The 15,500-nt window shown below is 69.4% G+C and carries 15 protein-coding genes; 12 read left to right on the forward strand and 3 right to left on the reverse strand.

The features are described 5' to 3' along the window. The first annotated feature begins 2 nt into the window (after positions 1-2). Genes AC1DSZ_RS09360 through AC1DSZ_RS09375 form a run of 4 tightly spaced genes read left to right on the forward strand, consistent with a single transcriptional unit; the run spans position 3 to position 5,737 of the window. Complete coding sequence (locus AC1DSZ_RS09360; RefSeq protein WP_476838098.1) at positions 3-1,022, forward strand: SpoIIE family protein phosphatase; 1,020 nt, start codon at positions 3-5, stop codon at positions 1,020-1,022. Then, complete coding sequence (locus AC1DSZ_RS09365; RefSeq protein ID WP_476838099.1) at positions 1,019-2,782, forward strand: ATP-binding protein; 1,764 nt, start codon at positions 1,019-1,021, stop codon at positions 2,780-2,782. The genes AC1DSZ_RS09360 and AC1DSZ_RS09365 overlap by 4 nt, the downstream gene beginning before the upstream one ends. Continuing rightward, complete coding sequence (locus tag AC1DSZ_RS09370; protein ID WP_476838100.1) at positions 2,779-4,386, forward strand: response regulator; 1,608 nt, start codon at positions 2,779-2,781, stop codon at positions 4,384-4,386. Before AC1DSZ_RS09365 ends, AC1DSZ_RS09370 begins: the two co-directional genes overlap by 4 nt. Before the next feature lie 52 nt (positions 4,387-4,438). Then, a complete protein-coding gene (locus AC1DSZ_RS09375; RefSeq protein WP_476838101.1) occupies positions 4,439-5,737 on the forward strand; it encodes a flavin monoamine oxidase family protein in 1,299 nt (432 codons plus the stop codon). Here the strand turns inward: AC1DSZ_RS09375 and AC1DSZ_RS09380 are convergent. Beyond that, positions 5,734-6,849 carry an AraC family transcriptional regulator gene (locus tag AC1DSZ_RS09380; protein ID WP_476838102.1) on the reverse strand — a complete coding sequence of 372 codons (1,116 nt, stop codon included), beginning with the start codon at positions 6,847-6,849 and terminating at the stop codon, positions 5,734-5,736. The two genes, AC1DSZ_RS09375 and AC1DSZ_RS09380, sit on opposite strands and share 4 nt — an antisense overlap. A 128-nt stretch (positions 6,850-6,977) precedes the next feature. Beyond that, the gene (locus AC1DSZ_RS09385) at positions 6,978-7,664 is read right to left on the reverse strand and encodes a helix-turn-helix domain-containing protein (RefSeq protein ID WP_476838103.1); all 687 of its coding nucleotides are present in this window, start codon (positions 7,662-7,664) and stop codon (positions 6,978-6,980) included. Between the two features lie 250 nt (positions 7,665-7,914). Here AC1DSZ_RS09385 and AC1DSZ_RS09390 point away from each other — a divergent pair, with 250 nt between their 5' ends. After that, positions 7,915-8,094: a CsbD family protein gene (locus AC1DSZ_RS09390; RefSeq protein WP_476838104.1), complete on the forward strand. Its 180-nt coding sequence runs from the start codon at positions 7,915-7,917 to the stop codon at positions 8,092-8,094. 120 nt (positions 8,095-8,214) lie between these two features. Here the strand turns inward: AC1DSZ_RS09390 and AC1DSZ_RS09395 are convergent, their stop codons facing one another. Next, positions 8,215-8,514 carry a hypothetical protein gene (locus tag AC1DSZ_RS09395; RefSeq protein ID WP_476838105.1) on the reverse strand — a complete coding sequence of 100 codons (300 nt, stop codon included), beginning with the start codon at positions 8,512-8,514 and terminating at the stop codon, positions 8,215-8,217. Positions 8,515-8,715: 201 nt separating this feature from the next. Between AC1DSZ_RS09395 and AC1DSZ_RS09400 the strand changes: the two genes are divergently transcribed. The 7 genes from AC1DSZ_RS09400 to AC1DSZ_RS09430 all read left to right on the forward strand — a co-directional run bounded on the left by AC1DSZ_RS09400 (position 8,716) and on the right by AC1DSZ_RS09430 (position 15,444). Further along, the gene (locus tag AC1DSZ_RS09400) at positions 8,716-8,946 is read left to right on the forward strand and encodes a hypothetical protein (protein ID WP_476838106.1); all 231 of its coding nucleotides are present in this window, start codon (positions 8,716-8,718) and stop codon (positions 8,944-8,946) included. Positions 8,947-9,043: 97 nt separating this feature from the next. Further along, a complete protein-coding gene (locus tag AC1DSZ_RS09405; RefSeq protein WP_476838107.1) occupies positions 9,044-9,838 on the forward strand; it encodes an MBL fold metallo-hydrolase in 795 nt (264 codons plus the stop codon). Positions 9,839-9,961: 123 nt separating this feature from the next. Beyond that, positions 9,962-12,247 (forward strand): glycoside hydrolase family 3 N-terminal domain-containing protein, encoded by a 2,286-nt coding sequence (locus AC1DSZ_RS09410; protein ID WP_476838108.1) that lies wholly within the window; start codon positions 9,962-9,964, stop codon positions 12,245-12,247. A gap of 348 nt (positions 12,248-12,595) precedes the next feature. Beyond that, on the forward strand, positions 12,596-12,814 hold the full coding sequence (locus AC1DSZ_RS09415; protein ID WP_476838109.1) for a hypothetical protein: 219 nt from the start codon (positions 12,596-12,598) through the stop codon (positions 12,812-12,814). 8 nt (positions 12,815-12,822) lie between these two features. Beyond that, positions 12,823-13,929 (forward strand): methionine ABC transporter ATP-binding protein, encoded by a 1,107-nt coding sequence (locus tag AC1DSZ_RS09420; RefSeq protein WP_476838110.1) that lies wholly within the window; start codon positions 12,823-12,825, stop codon positions 13,927-13,929. Beyond that, on the forward strand, positions 13,919-14,584 hold the full coding sequence (locus tag AC1DSZ_RS09425; RefSeq protein ID WP_476838111.1) for a methionine ABC transporter permease: 666 nt from the start codon (positions 13,919-13,921) through the stop codon (positions 14,582-14,584). Before AC1DSZ_RS09420 ends, AC1DSZ_RS09425 begins: the two co-directional genes overlap by 11 nt. A 41-nt stretch (positions 14,585-14,625) precedes the next feature. Next, a complete protein-coding gene (locus tag AC1DSZ_RS09430) occupies positions 14,626-15,444 on the forward strand; it encodes a MetQ/NlpA family ABC transporter substrate-binding protein (protein WP_476838112.1) in 819 nt (272 codons plus the stop codon). Positions 15,445-15,500 lie beyond the last annotated feature (56 nt).

The raw sequence follows: 15,500 nt of genomic DNA on the forward strand, positions 1-15,500 counted from the left end.
TGGTGACCGAGGCCATCAGCGTTCACGAAGCGAGCCAGGTCTCGGAGGCCCGGCGCCGGGCCGTGCTGCTCTCCGAGCGCATCGATTTCTCGGCGGAAGACAGCGGCAGGGTCGCCATCGTGGCGACCGAACTCGCGACGAATCTCATCAAGCACGCGGGCGGGGGAACGATCCTGGCTGCGCTCTATTCGGATGATGAGGGCGACGGCGTGGAGTTGATTGCGGTGGACCGTGGGCCCGGCATGTCGGACGTGAACGCCTGCCTGCGAGACGGGTTCTCGACGGCCGGCAGCGCCGGCCAGGGTTTGGGCGCAATCGGCCGGCAGGCGCATTTCATCGATGTCGCGTCGTGGCCCGGCCAGGGCTCGGCCGTGATGGCCAGGCTGGCGCGGGCTCGTCCGTCCCCGGGCCAAGCCGAACCCACCCGCACGGGGCTGACGCTCGGATCCGTCGCGACGCCCAAGCCCGGCGAGGAAGTCTGCGGCGACGCCTGGACGGTGGCGCGGGACCGCGGAGGCCGGGCGATGCTGCTGGTCGCCGACGGCCTCGGCCATGGCGCTGCGGCCGCCGAAGCCTCCACGGCGGCGGTGCGGATCTTCGCCACGCATGCGGGGAGCTTCCCGGACGTAGTCGACGCGATCGAGCGCATTCACGACGGGCTTCGGGCGACGCGCGGCGCGGCCGTCGCGGCCGCCACCCTGGACGTCGATGAAGGGCGGGTCACCTTCTCGGGCATCGGCAACATCGCGGGCGCGGTGGTGGGGCCGGGCGAAATCCGCCGCATGGTCTCGCATAACGGCTCCGCGGGCGTTTCAGCCCGGCGGGTGCAGGCCTTCGACTATCCCTGGCCGCGCGATTTCCTGGTGATCATGCACTCGGACGGGCTCTCGTCGGGTTGGTCGGTGGAGCGCTATCCCGGCCTGTTCGCGGCTCATCCCAGCCTCATCGCGGCCGTGCTGTGGCGCGACGCCTGCCGGGGGCGCGATGACGCCACCGTGGTGGTCGCGAGGGCGCGCGCATGAGGCACGCCATCATCTCGACGGCCCTGCAGAGCGAAATGGACATCGTGTTCGTGCGCCAGCGCGCCCGCAGCGTGGCGGCCCGGCTCGGCTTCGACGCGCAGGACCAGACCCGCATCGCCACGGCCGTGTCCGAGATCGCACGCAACGCCTATGCGTACGGAGGAGGCGGCAGGGCCGAGTTTCTGCTCGACGGTGAACCCCGGTCGCAGGCGATGGTGATCCGGATCAGCGACACGGGTCCGGGCATCCGCCAGCTCGAAACCATCCTGGAGGGACGCTACAAGTCCCGCACCGGCATGGGGCTCGGCATCATCGGCGCGAAGCGCCTGATGGACGAGGTGTCGATCGACACGGCCCCCGGCAAGGGAACCGTGGTGGAGCTGCGCAAGGCGCGGCCCTCGCGCGCCGCGACGCTGGCGCCCCAGGCGCTGGGCGCGCTCGCCTCGGCGGTGGCCCGGGAGGACAGCGGCGACCCGCTCGGCGCGCTGCGCGACCAGAACCGGGAGCTCATCAACAGCCTCAGCGAGCTGAAGGAGCGCAACGAGGAGCTGAAGACCCTCAGCCGCGAACTCGAGGACACCAACCGCGGCGTCGTCGCGCTTTATTCCGAACTGGACGAGAAAGCCGAACAGCTTCGCCAGGCGAGCGAGCTGAAAACCCGTTTCCTGTCCAACATGAGCCATGAGTTCCGCACGCCGCTGAATTCCATCCTGGCGATCTCGCGCATGCTGATCGACCGGATCGATGGCGAGCTGACGCCCGAGCAGGCGCGGCAGGTCGGCTATATTCGCCAGTCCGCCGAGCACCTGACCGAGCTCGTCAACGACCTCCTTGACCTCGCCAAGGTCGAGGCGGGCAAGCTCGACGTGAAGGCGACGCGCTTCACCATCACGGAGCTGTTCGGAGGCTTGCGCGGCGCGATGCGGCCGCTGCAGACGTCCGAGGCCGTCGCGCTGGTGTTCGAGGAGGCGCCGGGCCTGCCGGCGCTGGTCACAGACGAGGGCAAGGTCGCCCAGATCCTGCGCAACTTCATCTCCAACGCTCTGAAGTTCACCGAAACCGGCGAGGTGCGCGTGAAGGCCTTCGCCGATCCGGCGGCCGAGGTCGTCACCATCGCGGTGAGCGACACCGGGATCGGCATCGCGCCCGGCGACCAGGGCCGGATCTTCGACGAGTTCGTGCAGGTCGAGAACCGGCTGCAGGCGCGCTCCAAGGGCACCGGCCTCGGCCTGCCGCTCTCGCGAAAGCTCGCGGAGCTGATCCGCGGCGAGGTGCTGGTGACCAGCGAGCCCGGCCAGGGCTCGTGCTTCTCGCTGGTGATCCCGGCCGAGTTCAACGGCACGAAGGCCGCCGGCGTCGCGCCGACCAGCCCGCAGACCCGCCGCGTCCTGATCGTGGATGACGACGAGGCGTTCCGCTACGTGCTGCGGCAGATCATCGGCTCGGACCCCGCCTATGAGGTGGTCGAGGCCGAGAACGGCCTGGAGGCTCTCGACAGCATCCGGGTCGCACGGCCGGACGCCATTCTTCTCGACGTGCAGATGCCCGTGATGGACGGCCCCGCGCTGCTGCGCCGCCTGCGCGAGGAGCCCGCCACCGCGGCCATTCCGGTGATCGTGTCCACCTCGCACGTGATCGATCCCGCGCTGCGCACGCAGCTTGGGGTCGCGCAGGCGCTGATCAGCAAGGAGGCCCTGTCGCGGGACGTGCTGCTGTCCTTGCTGGCGGGCGTCACCGGCGGTGCGGAGCCGGTCGCATGACCCCGCAGGCGCGCCTCGTCCTGAATGTCGATGACACGGAGGCGGTCCGCTACGCCAAGACGCGGACGCTGCAGCGGGCCGGCTACGAGGTGATCGAGGCCGGGACGGGCGCTGACGCCCTGCGGCTCGTCGAAGAACGCGAGCCCAGCGTCGTCCTGCTGGATGTGAAGCTGCCTGACTACAGCGGCATCGAGATCTGCCGCATCATCAAGCGCGACCGTCCCTGGATCCTCGTGCTGCAGGTTTCGGCCTCCTTCGTGGCCAGCGCCGACAAGGCGCGTGGGCTCGACAGCGGCGCGGATTCCTACATGGCCCAGCCCGCGGAGCCGGAGGAGCTGGTCGCCGCCGTGCGGGCGCTGTTTCGCCTCCACGACGCCGAGAACGAACTCCGCAGGCTCAACGACGAGCTGGAGCAGCGCGTCGCCGACCGGACGCGGGAACTCGCCGACTCCAACGCGCGGCTTCAGGCGGAAATCCTCGAACGCGCCAAGGCGGAAGCCGCACTGGTGCAGTCGCAGAAGATGGAGGCCGTGGGCCAGCTCACGGGCGGCATTGCGCATGACTTCAACAATTTGCTGGCGGCCGTGGTGGGCGGGCTGAGCCTGATCCAGCGGCGGTCCAAGGAACAGCCGATCGTGGAACTGGCCGGCCACGCGATGCACGCGGCGCAGCGCGGCGTGAAGCTGATCTCGCAGCTGCTGGCCTTCTCGCGCACGCAGGAGCTCGAGGCCAAGCCGGTGGACGTGAACGGCCTCATCCTTGGCATGCAGAACCTGCTCGTGCAGTCGATCGGCCCGACGGTGGAGATCTCCACCGATCTCGATCCCCAGGCCGGCCATGTTCTGGCGGACGCCAACCAGCTCGAGCTTGCCCTCGTCAACCTCGCGATCAACGCCCGCGACGCCATGGGGGGCAACGGCCGCATCACGCTGTCGACCAGAGTCGAGCCGCAGCCGGGATCAGCCGAACACTGGATCTCGGTCGCCGTCGAGGATGACGGACCCGGCATGCCCGACACCGTGCGCGAGCGCGCGTTCGATCCGTTCTTCACCACCAAGCCGGCCGGGCAAGGCACCGGGCTCGGCCTCTCGCAGGTCTATGGCGTGGCGCGCCAACTCGGCGGGCGGGCGACCATCGAGAGCCAGGAGGGCCGGGGGACCAAGGTCATGATCCTGCTGCCGCAGGCGCAGGGCTTCGAGATCCCCGCCCAGGCCGCGCCGTTGCAGGACGTCCCCGGCGGCAACGGCGAGACGGTGTTGCTGATCGAGGATGACGACGACGTGCGCCGCGTGCTGTCGGACGCCCTCGTGGAGCTCGGCTACCGGATCGCGGTTGCGGAGAACGGCGCCGAAGCGATCGCCCTCGTGGAAGCGGCGCCGGTCGACGTGGTGGTGCTCGACTACGTGATGCCGGGCATGACCGGGGCCGAGACGGCGAAGCGCCTGAAGGCGATCCGGCCCGACCTGCCGATCGTGTTCGCGAGCGGCCACGCGGACACGCGCGCGTTGGCGGACGTGCCCGGCGCGCACCGCCTGCTGCGCAAGCCCTTCGCGTTCGACGAACTGGCGCAACGGCTGCGCGAAGAGCTCACCCGGGCTGGGTGAGGGCTGTCGGAGCCGCCCGCCGCGCCTACATAGCGGGCGGGAGCCGCATCGCATGACATCAGATCCTTCCCCGGCGCTTCGCCGGACCGACGTATTGGCCGACTGCGACGTCGTGGTGATCGGCGCCGGCGCGGCCGGCCTCGCGGCTGCGCGCGATCTCGTCGCCGCGGGGTTGCGTGTGTGGGTGCTGGAGGCGCGGGACCGGGTGGGCGGCCGCGCTTTCACGGACAGTTGCGGCGGCGCGCTGTTCGACGCCGGCGCGGCCTATGTGCACTATGCGGACCGCAATCCGTGGGTGGCGATCGCGGCCGAGTTGGGCGTTCCTCTGCCCGAGCATCGGGGCTGGGGCGCCGGCGTGCATTTTCGCGACGGGGAGCGCCTGCCCGAAGCTTATCGGCGGGAGCGTCAGCGCGGAGCGGGGCGGCTCTGGGAGTTGCTCTACGAGGGCGGGGACGACAGCGGGCGGTCGCCCGATTGCTCGCTGCTCGATCTGGTCCGCGACGAGCCGGACGGCGTGCTGCAGGCGGCGCTGCGCTACGGGCGGCAGGCGATCGGCGAGGATCCGGAGCGGGTCGGCGTCGCGGATCTGCGCCAGCTCTGGGAGGGGCCGGACCGCACCGTGCCGAGCGGTTATGGGGCGCTGGTGAGCGCCACGGCCGTTGGCTTGCCGATCCGGCTCGGGACGCCGGTGAGCCGCATCGCGTGGTCGGCGGACGGCGTGCGGGTGGAGAGCGGGGCGGGCGTGCTGTCGGCCCGGGCCGCGATCGTCACCGCGCCGGTCGGCGTGCTGGCGGCCGACGCGATCGCGTTCGAGCCGGCCCTGCCGGCCTCGACCCTGGACGCCATCCACGGGCTGCGCATGGGCGCCCTCACAAAGGTGGTGCTGGCATTCGACGGCGAGCGCTTCGGCTGGCCGTCGCCGAGCGACATCTACCCGCTGGGTTCCGGCTTCAACCTCGAACTCTGGCCGTTCGGCCGGGACATCGTGATCGGGACCATTGGCGGCACGCCGGCGCGGGACCTGGTTCGCGACGGCGAAGCCGGGGCCGTGGCGGCGATGCTGGACGTGTTCGCCGGCATCGTGGGATCGGACGCGCGCAAGCGCCTGCGCTCCGGGCGCCTGGCGGACTGGACTGCGGAGCCTTATTCGCGGGGATCATACTCGTATGCGCCGCCCGGCGCGGCGGGGTTGCGGGACGCGCTGGCGCAGCCGGTCGGGGAGCGCCTGTTCTTCGCCGGAGAGGCGACGTCCGGCGGCGGCGACACGGTCGGGGGCGGCATGACGGTAGGCGGCGCCACGCTCGCGGGCCGGGCGGCGGCGCGGCAGGCGCTGGCGGCGCTGCGCGGCTAGCCGCCGATCTCGGGGCCTGGTGGGCGCAAGCCGATGAAGCGGTGCTGCACCCGCCATTGCTGCGGGTTGACGCCCGACCATTCGCGGAACGCGCGGGTCAGGGCGCTCGCTTCCGAATAGCCCAGCAGCAGCGCCACCTTGCTCAGCGGGATCGAGGTGGTGCGCAGCAGATGCTGGGCGATGTCGTAGCGCGTCTCGCTCAGCAGGGCGGAGAAGCTCGATCCCTCCGCGGCCAGCCGGCGCGTCAGGGTGCGCTTGTTGATCCGCAGCGCCTGCGCGATGTCGTCGGCCGAGGGCGCGCGGTCGCGCAGCCGGAGCCGGATGGCGCGGCGCACCTCCTCGGTGAAACCCTGGCTCTCCAGCGCATGCATGGCCTCGACCTGGCGGCGCAGGTAGCGGTAGAGCGCGGGGTCGGCGCCCGCGACGGGCGCATCCAGCCAGCGCTTCTGGAAGGACAGGGCCGTGTGGTCGGAGTTGAAGCGGACCGGCGCGTTCAGCAGCCGCCAGAACAGCGCCGGCTCGGCCGGCCGCGCCCGGCTGATCAGCGCCTCGAGAGGGCTCCAGGCGTCGCCGCAGATCTTGCCGAGCACGCGGTAGAGCACGCCTATCGCCATCTCGGCGATGTCATCCGCGCCCGGCATGCTGGCGTCCAGCGGTGTGTAGCCGATCGTGAACGCGTCGCCGTCGGTCGACGTGACGGGGATGCCGCCGCGGCCCTGGAAGTGCAGGTACTCGGTGAGGTCCGTGATGGCGGCTCCGACCGTCGGGGCGTTCTGGACCAGAAAGCCCACCAGCCCTAGCGAGGACGGCGATGACGAGCATCCGACCAGGAGGCCGAAATGGCCCAGGCCGGATCGTGCGGCTGCGAGTTGGAGGAAACGGCCGAGCGCCCGGTAGGACACCAGCGCATCGGGGTCGTCGAACGCGCCCGGCTCCAGCCCCGCCTCGCGGCAAAGCGCCTCGAAGGGCTGTTGCCTGTCCGTCAGGATTTGCCTGGCGGGTTCCGCAGGCCCGATCCGGAGAAAGCCGAGCGGCGGCGCCCCGTCGCTGTTGTGGACGGGCTTCCGGCTGATCGCGTTTTCGGCGGCGGTGCGATGCGTCTGGGGGGGCATGGCCTGAGTCGCGTAGGTCAGGCAACTTACGCGAGCTTGGATGACACTAGTCAACCCTTGTAGGATGGCTGCGCACAGGCGCAACGCCGGGAGCCTGGTCGGCTCCCGGACTGGCGATCCGGTTCAGGTCAGATCCGGGCGAGGCTTTCGAGCTTCGGCAGGTCCGTCACGCTGACATAGGGTCCGTCGACCTTGCAGCCGCTCTTCTCGATCTGCGCGAAGTTGCGCGACAGGCTCTCGGGCGTCATGCCGAGCCGCAGCGCGAGCGTGCGCTTGGAATAGGGCAACTCGAACCGCTCCGCGCCGCCATAATGGCGCTGAACGCGCAGCAGCCAGTGCGCCAGCCGCTCGATGGAGGTGCGCAGCTTCTGCTCGGCGAGTTCCTTGGCGAGCCGCGTCGAGAGCGTGGAGGCGATCACGGCCGCCGAGAAGGCGAGGCCAGGATCCTTGGACAGCGCCGGGATCAGCGCGGAGCCCGGAATGGCGAGCAGGCGCGCCGTGGAGAGCGTGCGGGCGCCGTGCACGGGTTCGTCGCTGGACAGGAGCGCGTCCAGGCCCACCGCTAGGCCGTCCCGGACTGTGCACAGCATGGCTTCCCGCCCGGCTTCGATCGAGAAGAACTCGACCGCGCCCTCGAGGATGACATGAACGAAGCCGGGACGTTCGCCGCCGCCGATCAACTCCGTGCTGGAAGGAACGCGCTGCACGAGGCATACACGCGAGAATTGTTCGAGTGTCTCAGGCGTGGCGTCACGAAAGAGAGGCGTCGACCGTAGCCCCTCGACCGAGTAGCTCTGCTGGATCGTCATCAACATCGCGGGGGGCACCTTCTCGTTTGTCGAGCGCTGAACGGCAGGACGGCCGCCAATCGGTCGATTCCTTGTGCCTGCATGGTGCGACTTCGAATCAGGCCATGCATGACAATCTAGGACGCGATTTATCTCAGAGGTTGTATTACAGAGTGTAAACACCAAACACGGGCAATGGCCAGTGCGACTTATCGAGAGTCGCTGAACAATCTCGGGGTTCGCGCGTTGTGTTCCCAGTTGAAGAAGGGAGACCCGCATGGACAAGCAGCACGCAAAGGGCGCAGTCGATAAGGCCAAGGGCGCCGTCAAGGATGCAGCCGGCAAGATGACCGGAGACGCCAAGCTCCAGGCCGAGGGCAAGGCCGACAAGGCGAAGGGCGAGGGCCGCATGGCGGTCGGAGACGCCAAGGACGCCGTGAAGAAGGCGACCCGCTAAATTCAGCGTACGTGATCGCGAAAAGGCCGGCTCCAAGCCGGCCTTTTTTCGTGCTGCGCCTGGGCGCAAAAAGAAAGGCCGGCGCGAGGCCGGCCTTCCACGACGAAACTGAAACCTGTCTTAGTCGCAGCGGCGGATGCGGCGCACCACCACGTCGCCGTCGGCGTTACGCTTGCGGATCGTCGTCACGCGGCAATCCACAGAACCGGTCTCGAAATTGCGGTAGCGGTCCCGGCGTTCGACCCGGCGCTCCCAGCCGTCACGGCGATCGAAGCGATCGCCTCGATCCCAACGGTCGCCACGATCATAGTCCCGATCGCGGGTGATACGCGGGCCATTGGTGTCGATCGTCAGGCTCTGGGCCGAGGCGGCCGAGGCGCCCATGAGACCGAGCGCGAGCGCGATGGCGATCCTTTTCATGCGTTTTCTCCTTGCGTTGACTTGGGAGACCAACGCGCCGGCCGCGCGCGTGTTCCCGAAACCCGGCCGGTCTGGCTGGAAACGAGCGGAGAGCCGGCCCTGGCCGGGTGGGCTGCGTCCGATCGTCCCCTTGCGTTTTCGCTGCACTGCGTCATGATCACCGTGCGGTGCACAATGTCTTGCTCGCCCCGAGGATCCTCCATGGCGACGACACACGACAAGATCAGGCGCAGGCTCGCCCCGTTTCTGGCCGAGCAGCGGATCACCGAACCGGAAGTGACCACGACGCTCGCCTTCGCGAACGGACCCGAGCGCCTCGTCGTTCGCGTCAGCCCGCGCGGCAAGGAAAGCGATCGCCTGGCGACGGAACTGCACGCCGCGCTGGCGGACCTCGGCGACGACGTCGTGGTGGAGCTCGCCCAGGCTTCCTGACCCCGAGGCTCGAGGCGCCTCGACGCGACGCCCTGTCGCGTTCGCCAAACCGCGCCATCAATGCTTCACTGGGCGGACCTCGCGAGTGGAGACGCCCATGCGCCGCCTTGTTGCGATCATCAGCTTCGCCATCCTGGCCCTGTTCGGCGGATCCGCGAATGCGCAGACGACGGATCATGATCCGTGCACGGGGCTCGTGTCGGCGAGGCCCAGCCTGATCAAGCCGGCCGCGCTCGGCATCGGGGAGGTCGGGCTCACCTTCATCGGCCATGCGACCTTCGTGATCGAGAGCCCGGGCGGCGTGCGTGTCGCGACCGACTACAACGACTATGTGCGCGCGCCCGGCAAACTCGACGCCGTGACGATGAACCACGCGCATTCGACCCATTTCACCGACCATCCAGACCCGTCGATCCCGCTGGTGCTTCGCGGCTGGAACGAGAGCGGCGGACCCGCCCGGCATGACGTCACGGTTGGCGACATGCACATCCGCAATGTTCCGACCAGCATCCGCGATTGGGGCGGCGGAACGGAGCGGGACGGCAATTCCATCTTCGTGTTCGAGACCGGCGGTTTGTGCGTGGCGCATCTCGGCCACCTGCATCACACGCTCCTGCCCGGCCATTTGAAGCAGCTTGGCCGCATCGACGTGGTGCTGGTCCCGGTGGACGGCAGCTACACGCTGGACATGGACGGCATGATGGAGGTGCTCGCGCAGCTGAATGCGCGGGTGATGATCCCGATGCATTATTTTGGGCAGGCCACCCTCAGCCGCTTTCTGGAGCGCGCCCAGGCGCATTGGCCCGTGGAGCGGCGCAGCGACCCCTTCCTGATGGTGTCGCGCGAGACGCTTCCCGAAACGCCGACCGTGATCGCACTGTCGGGACGCTGATCGCACGGCACGAAGCCTGCATGATCAACAGCAATCACGCGGGCGCGATTTGCGGGCGGAGCTTGCGCTGCGTAATCTCCGGCCGCCCGCCCGAACCATGCTTGCTCCAACCGGATCCAGCCCATGGCTTTTCCTTTGGCACGACATTGCGCGCCCGCGCTGGCCGCCGTTGCGGCCTGGATGACGCTGACCACGAGCGCGCCCGCTTCGCCGCGCGTCGAAGCTCTGCTGGCGCGCATGACCGTCGAGGAGAAGGTCGGGCAGTTGAACCTCGTCTCGGGCAACCACGCCGTGACGGGCCCCTTCGCCCCGCAGGACGTGCGAGACGCCATTCTGAAGGGGCAGGCCGGCGGCCTCTTCAACGTCTATGGGGCCGAGTACACGCGCAGCCTCCAGGAGCTCGCCACCAAAGAGACGCGGCTCGGCATTCCGCTGCTGCTCGGCTTTGACGTGCTGCACGGCTACCGCACCATCCTCCCCATTCCGCTCGGGCAGGCGGCGAGCTGGGACATGGAGGCGATCGAGCAAGGCGAGCGCGTGTCCGCCGCCGAAGCCTCGGCCGCGGGCGTGAACTGGATCTTCGCCCCCATGGTGGACGTCTCACGCGATCCGCGCTGGGGCCGGGTGGCCGAAGGGGGAGGGGAATCGGCATGGCTCGGCGCGCGCATCGCGTCCGCGCGGGTGCTAGGCCTGGAGGGCGCGCAGCTCTCCGCGACCGACTCAGTAGCTGCCTGCGTGAAGCATTTCGCCGGCAACGGCGCGACCGAGGCGGGGCGCGACTATAGCGGGCTGGACCTGTCCGAGCGCGCGCTGCGCGAGCAGCAACTGCCGCCGTTCCAGGCCGCGGTGGAGAGCCGTGCGCGCTGCGTGATGGCGGCCTTCAACGCTGTCGACGGCGTGCCGGGCGTCGCCAACGAGCGCCTGCTGCGCGACATCCTGCGCCGGGAGTGGGGCTTCACCGGCATCGTGGTGAGCGATTTCGGGGCCATCGGCGAGTTGCCGGTGCACGGCGTCGCCGAGGACGGCTTCGACGCGGCGCGGATCGCTTTCCGGGCCGGCACCGACATGGACATGGAGAGCCGGAGCTACATCGCTTCCATGCCGCTGCTGGTGCGCGAGGGCCTCGTGCCCGGTGACGAACTCGACGCCTCCGTGCGGCGCATCCTGCAGCTGAAAGAGGATCTCGGCCTGTTCGACGACCCCTTCGCGCGCTCCGATCCGCAGCGCGAGGCGGCCGTGATCGGCTCGCAGGCGCATCGCGAGGCGGCGTTGCGGCTCTCCGAAAAGTCGCTCGTGCTGTTGAAGAACGAGCGCCGGACGCTGCCCTTCGCGACCGACGCCAAGCGGGTCGCCATCATCGGGCCGCTCGGCGACTCGGGCGCGGATACGCTGGGCCCGTGGGCCGCCCACGGCGACCCCGATGCGGCCATCACGCTGAAAGAGGGCGTGGAGGCCGTGCTGGGCGCCGGCGCGCAGGTGACAGCCCTCGCGGCCGGGACGATCGAGCAGGCGAAGCCGCGCGACATCGCGGCGGCCGCCAAGCTCGCGTCCCAGTCGGACATCGTGATCCTGGCGCTGGGGGAGCACGCCACGCAGAGCGGCGAGGCCGCAAGCCGTTCATCGCTCGACTTGCCGGGCGACCAGATGGCGCTGGCGCGCGCCGTGCTGGCCGTCGGCAAGCCCACCGCCGTGGTGTTGTTCAACGGGCGGCCGCTGACGATCGAGGATCTGGACCGGGAAGCGCCCGCGATCCTGGAAGCGTGGTTTCCTGGCAGCGAAGGCGGACTGGCGGTCGCCCGCACGCTGTTCGGGCTCAACGAGCCGACCGGCCGCCTGCCGATCAGCTTTCCGCGCAGCGTCGGGCAGATCCCGATCTATCACGACCATCTGCCAACCGGCCGCCCCGCCATGGCGGCGTACAAGCCCTATACGAGCGCCTATATCGACCTGCCGTCGACGCCGCTCTACGCGTTCGGGCACGGCCTGTCCTACACGCGTTTCGAGATGGGGGAGCCCCGGGTCGACCGCCTCCGGATGGGGTCGGGCGAGAGCGCGCGGATCACGGTCCCGGTCGCAAATGTGGGTGACCGGTCGGGGACCGCGCAGGCGCAGCTCTACATTCGCCACCGGGTCGCGCGCCTGTCGCGCCCGGTGCGCGAGCTCAAGGGCATGGGACGCGTGGCGCTGAAGGCCGGAGAAACGGGCGAGATCAGTTTCACGCTGAGCGAGCAGGACCTGGCCTACTGGCAACCGGGCGGGCGCTTCGCCCTGCCGGATGGCGGGCCGATCGAGATCCATGTCGGGCCGGACGCCGGGCAGACCCGCATGGCGGTGCTGGATTATCGGCCCGATCGGGGAGCGCCCGCCGCCGAAGCCGCCCGCGTGGATACGGTCCGGCCGACGCCGTGAGCCGCAGCATCGCGTCTGGCGCATGACGGACATTCCGGTAAAACGAACGTTCGTCCGTTGTACCGGTTGACCTGCGGGTCTTTTCAGCTATGTTGGCGGTGTCGCAGCGCGTTCGGCGTTGCGGTCGCGGGATTTTGAGCCAGCAGCTTGCGCCGCGTCACCAAACGCTAAAGCGCCACGACGATGTCGTGGGCTCCGCGATGGAGACCACCATGACGATGCCGATCCAGATGCGAATGCGCCGCCTCAGCCGCCCGTCCTCGGGCCGGTGTCGTCGCTTTTTCTGAACGACGTCGCTCACCCTTCGTCCTGGATCTGGAGCGCGTCCCCGTGGCGCGAAACTTCCGCATGTCCGATGCATTTCTGATCGAACTCGGCGGCGTGTCCGTCGGGATCGTCGCCCGTCAGCCCGGCGAGCCGTCCTACCGCTTCTTCGCCGCGAACCCGTTGGGCAGGAGCCTGGAAGGCCGAACCTTCCGGACGCCCGCAGCCGCCGAAAAGGCGGTGCGGGCCGAGCAGGTTCGCCGAGGCGAACGCCGCGGCGCCGGCCGCCAGCCGACTGTTTGAGGATTTCCATGAACGCTCCCGTCAGGGTCGCCCTCGGTGACCCGTTGATCAATCCGGCCGCCGCGCGCGAGGCGCTCATCCGGTTCGAGAACGTCACGAAGCGCTTCGCGGCCCGCCGCGGGCAGGCGGAGGTGCGGGCCCTCGAGGGGATCGACCTGGCCATCCCGAAAGGCGCGATCGTCGGGGTGATCGGCCGGTCCGGCGCGGGCAAGTCGACCCTGATCCGGCTCGTGAACGGGCTGGAACGGCCCAGCAGCGGCGCTGTCGTGGTGGACGGCGTCGATGTGGCCGCGCTCTCCGAGAAGGGGCTGCGCGGCGTGCGCGGCGCGATCGGGATGATCTTCCAGCACTTCAACCTGCTGTCGTCGCGCACGGTGTTCGACAATGTCGGGCTGCCGCTCGAGATCGCGGGCGCCGGTCGTGACGAGATCCGGCGCGCCGTGGAGCCGCTGCTCGACCTCGTCGGCCTTTCGGACAAGCGCGACCGCTATCCGGCCGAGCTGTCCGGCGGGCAAAAGCAGCGCGTCGGCATCGCGCGGGCGCTGGCGACGAACCCAAAGGTGCTGCTCTGCGACGAGGCGACGTCGGCGCTGGATCCCGAGACGACGTCTTCGATCCTGCAGCTGTTGAAACGCGTCAACGCCGAGCTCGGCGTCACCATCCTGCTGATCACGCACGAGATGCCGGTGATCAAGGAGATCTGCGACCGGGTCGCGGTTCTGGAGGGCGGCCGCGTGGTGGAGGAGGGCGACGTGTTCGACGTCCTCACCCGGCCGCGCCATCCCACCACGGCGAGCTTCCTGTCATCCGTCACCGGCATCGACCTGCCGGCGGACGTCACGGCCGCGCTGCGGCCCGAGCCGATCGCGGGTGGGCAGGCCGTGGTGCGCGTCACCTTCACGGGCGAGAACGCGACCACGCCGGTGATCAGCCGGCTGACGACGACGCTGGGCATCGACTTCAACATTTTGGCGGGGCGCATCGAGCGTATCGCCGGGCGTCCCTTCGGCAGCCTCGTGGTGAGCCTGCCCGGCGAGGAGCCGGGGCTCTCGGCCGCGCTCGCGGCTCTGTTTCAACTCGGTCTCGGCGCGGAGGTGCTTGGTCATGTCGCCTGAAATCATCCGTCTCGTCTGGCTCGCCACGCTGGACACGCTCTCGATGGTGGCCGTGGCGGCCTTGATCGGAACCGCCATCGGCCTGCCGCTCGGCGTGTTCCTGGCCACGAGCCGCAAGGGCGAGCTCTTCGCCGCGCCGGCCGTGAACGGCGTGCTGGGGCTGGTGGTGAACGCCACCCGGTCGACGCCCTTCATCATCCTGGTGGTCGCCATCATCCCGTTCACGCGGCTCATCGCGGGCAGCTCGATCGGCACCGCGGCCGCGATCGTGCCGCTGACCGTGGCGGCGACGCCGTTCATCGCCCGCATCGTCGAAGGCGCGATCCGCGAGGTCGACCAGGGGCTGGTCGAGGCCGCGCGCGCCATGGGGGCGAGCCCGCTGCAGATCGTCCGCAAGGTGCTCATCCCGGAGGCGCTGCCCGGCGTGGTGCTCGGCCTGACGCTCGCGGTGGTGAGCCTGATCGGCTACTCGGCCATGGTCGGCGCGGTGGGCGGCGGCGGCCTCGGCGACCTCGGCATCCGCTATGGCTACCAGCGCTTCATGCCCGAGGTGATGGCCGCCGTGGTGGTCGTCCTGATCGTGCTCGTGCAGGCCGTGCAGAGCCTCGGCGACATCCTGGCCCGCCGCCTCAACAAGCGCCTGCGCCAATCCTGACCCTTTCCTTCCTATTTCCTCCCAACACTGGAGTTCTATCCGTGACGTTCTCTCCCTCCCGCCGTATCGCCCTCGTGGCAGCCCTCGCCGCATCGGCTCTCGCGTTCTCGCTTCCCGGCGCCGGCACCGCCCGGGCGGCCGACCAAGTCATCCGGATCGGCGCTACGCCGGGGCCGCACGCCCAGATCCTCGAAGCCGTGAAGCCGGTGCTGGCCAAGAAGGGCATCGACCTGCGCATCCAGGAATTCTCGGACTACGTGGTGCCCAACCAGGCGCTGGACGCCGGCGAGCTCGACGTGAACTCCTTCCAGCACCAGCCCTATCTGGACAACCAGGTGAAGGATCGCGGCTACAAGCTCGTCAGCGTCGCCACCACGGTGAACTTCCCGATGGGCATCTACTCCAAGAAGCACAAGAGCTTCGACCAGGTGCCGAACGGCGGCACGGTGGCGATCCAGAACGACCCCACCAATGGCGGCCGCACGCTGCTGCTGCTGCAGGACAAGGGCATCATCAAGCTGAAGGCCGACGTCGGCTTCAAGCCGACCGTGCTCGACATCGTCGAGAACCCGCGCAAGCTGAAATTCATCGAGATCGACGCCGCCCAGGCGCCGCGCACCCTCGATGACGTCGACGCCGCCGCGGTGAACACCAACTACGCCGAGCCGGCCGGCCTGAGCCCGCAGAAGGACGCGATCCTGCTGGAGGCCCCGAAGGGTCCCTACGTCAACGTCATCGCGGTTCGGGCGGCCGACAAGGACAAGCCCTGGGTCAAGGAGCTGGTCGATGCCTACCGCTCTCCGGAAACCAAGGCTTTCATCGAGCAGAAGTTCAAGGGCGCGGTGCTGACGAGCTGGTGATCAGCGGCGTCCAAAGTGAAGCCCCGGCGCATGAGCCGGGGTTTCCGTTTGCGGGA

Source organism: Alsobacter sp. P4_H11, assembly GCF_056400925.1.

Coding starts and splice junctions, on each gene's coding strand:
- AC1DSZ_RS09365 (WP_476838099.1), top strand. CDS start 1,019: ATGAGGCACGCCATCATCTCGACGGCCCTGCAGAGCGAAATGGACATC.
- AC1DSZ_RS09370 (WP_476838100.1), top strand. CDS start 2,779: ATGACCCCGCAGGCGCGCCTCGTCCTGAATGTCGATGACACGGAGGCG.
- AC1DSZ_RS09375 (WP_476838101.1), top strand. CDS start 4,439: ATGACATCAGATCCTTCCCCGGCGCTTCGCCGGACCGACGTATTGGCC.
- AC1DSZ_RS09380 (WP_476838102.1), bottom strand. CDS start 6,849: ATGCCCCCCCAGACGCATCGCACCGCCGCCGAAAACGCGATCAGCCGG.
- AC1DSZ_RS09385 (WP_476838103.1), bottom strand. CDS start 7,664: ATGTTGATGACGATCCAGCAGAGCTACTCGGTCGAGGGGCTACGGTCG.
- AC1DSZ_RS09390 (WP_476838104.1), top strand. CDS start 7,915: ATGGACAAGCAGCACGCAAAGGGCGCAGTCGATAAGGCCAAGGGCGCC.
- AC1DSZ_RS09395 (WP_476838105.1), bottom strand. CDS start 8,514: ATGAAAAGGATCGCCATCGCGCTCGCGCTCGGTCTCATGGGCGCCTCG.
- AC1DSZ_RS09400 (WP_476838106.1), top strand. CDS start 8,716: ATGGCGACGACACACGACAAGATCAGGCGCAGGCTCGCCCCGTTTCTG.
- AC1DSZ_RS09405 (WP_476838107.1), top strand. CDS start 9,044: ATGCGCCGCCTTGTTGCGATCATCAGCTTCGCCATCCTGGCCCTGTTC.
- AC1DSZ_RS09410 (WP_476838108.1), top strand. CDS start 9,962: ATGGCTTTTCCTTTGGCACGACATTGCGCGCCCGCGCTGGCCGCCGTT.
- AC1DSZ_RS09415 (WP_476838109.1), top strand. CDS start 12,596: ATGTCCGATGCATTTCTGATCGAACTCGGCGGCGTGTCCGTCGGGATC.
- AC1DSZ_RS09420 (WP_476838110.1), top strand. CDS start 12,823: ATGAACGCTCCCGTCAGGGTCGCCCTCGGTGACCCGTTGATCAATCCG.
- AC1DSZ_RS09425 (WP_476838111.1), top strand. CDS start 13,919: ATGTCGCCTGAAATCATCCGTCTCGTCTGGCTCGCCACGCTGGACACG.